A 983-nucleotide genomic window follows, 5' to 3' on the forward strand; every position below is an offset into this window, starting at 1 on the left:
GCGCCCGGCAGCTTCGACGGCCGCTATTTCGGCGTGCTGCGTGATGCCGATGTCATCGGCCGCGCGGCGCCGATCTGGACCGATGAAGCGGGCAATGGCGACCATCAATGGTTCGCCGATCCGCGCGGCTCCGGCACTTCCCCAAGCAACACCCAAGGAGACTGAACCCATGCGTATCGGAACATTTGTTGCCGCCGATGGCGGCTTTGCCGGGCATCTGCACACGCTGACGCTCGACATCCATCTCGCCCTCGTTCCGGCAGATTCGCCGGGCAGCGAGAACGCACCCGACTTCCGCGTCGTCGCCGGTGAAGGCGATGCGGCGCGCGAAGTTGGCGCAGGCTGGAAGCATGTCGGCGAGAAGGCTGGTGACTATGTCAGCGTTCAGATCGACGATCCTTCGTTTGTGCAGCCGCTGCGCGCCAACTTGTTCAAGGCCGATGCCAATAGCCACGTTCTGGTCTGGTCGCGCCCATCGCGCCGCGAAAAGGGCGACTGAGACATGCGCCGGAACTGCTCGCTTCGTATCGTTTGTTCTGCGCTCGCCCTGTTCGGCGCTTTGCCTGCGTCTGCGCAGAACGCTGCCGAACAGGCCCAGCAACGCGTCGTCGACATTGCTTCGCACGTCGCCGAGGCTGCGAAGCGGTTCGGCATTCCCGAGCACTGGATCTATGCCGTGATGCGCACCGAAAGCGCGGGCCGGATCGGCGCAGTTTCGTCAGCGGGAGCGATGGGCCTGATGCAACTCATGCCCGGAACCTGGGCTCGGCAGCGCACCCGGTTCGGGCTTGGACCTGACCCGTTCGACCCACGCGATAACATCATGGCGGGTACATCCTACCTTCGTGAAATGTATGACAGCTACGGCGCCCCCGGCTTCCTGGCTGCCTACAATGCGGGACCAGGCCGCTATGAAGACTGGCGGGATCGCAGTCGTCCGCTCCCGGCCGAAACCCGCGCCTATGTCGCCAAGATTGCACCGA

Annotated in this window: 2 protein-coding genes; both read left to right on the top strand. The window is 64.2% G+C overall.

Features of this window, described 5'->3' with window-relative positions:
* Positions 1 to 169: 169 nt before the first annotated feature.
* Entirely contained in the window at positions 170 to 499 is a 330-nt protein-coding gene (locus WG900_RS20130) for a DUF736 domain-containing protein (protein ID WP_339970172.1), read from the top strand.
* Between the two features lie 3 nt (positions 500 to 502).
* Positions 503 to 983, top strand: a 481-nt coding sequence (locus WG900_RS20135) for a lytic transglycosylase domain-containing protein (protein ID WP_339970174.1), incomplete at its 3' end; no start/stop codon positions are given.

The organism is Novosphingobium aquae (assembly GCF_037572715.1).
In the GTDB taxonomy this organism is placed as follows: Bacteria; Pseudomonadota; Alphaproteobacteria; order Sphingomonadales; family Sphingomonadaceae; genus Novosphingobium; species Novosphingobium aquae.

Excerpts from the sequence above, each read along its gene's own strand:
- WG900_RS20130 (WP_339970172.1), top strand. The coding sequence starts at position 170 with ATGCGTATCGGAACATTTGTTGCCGCCGATGGCGGCTTTGCCGGGCAT.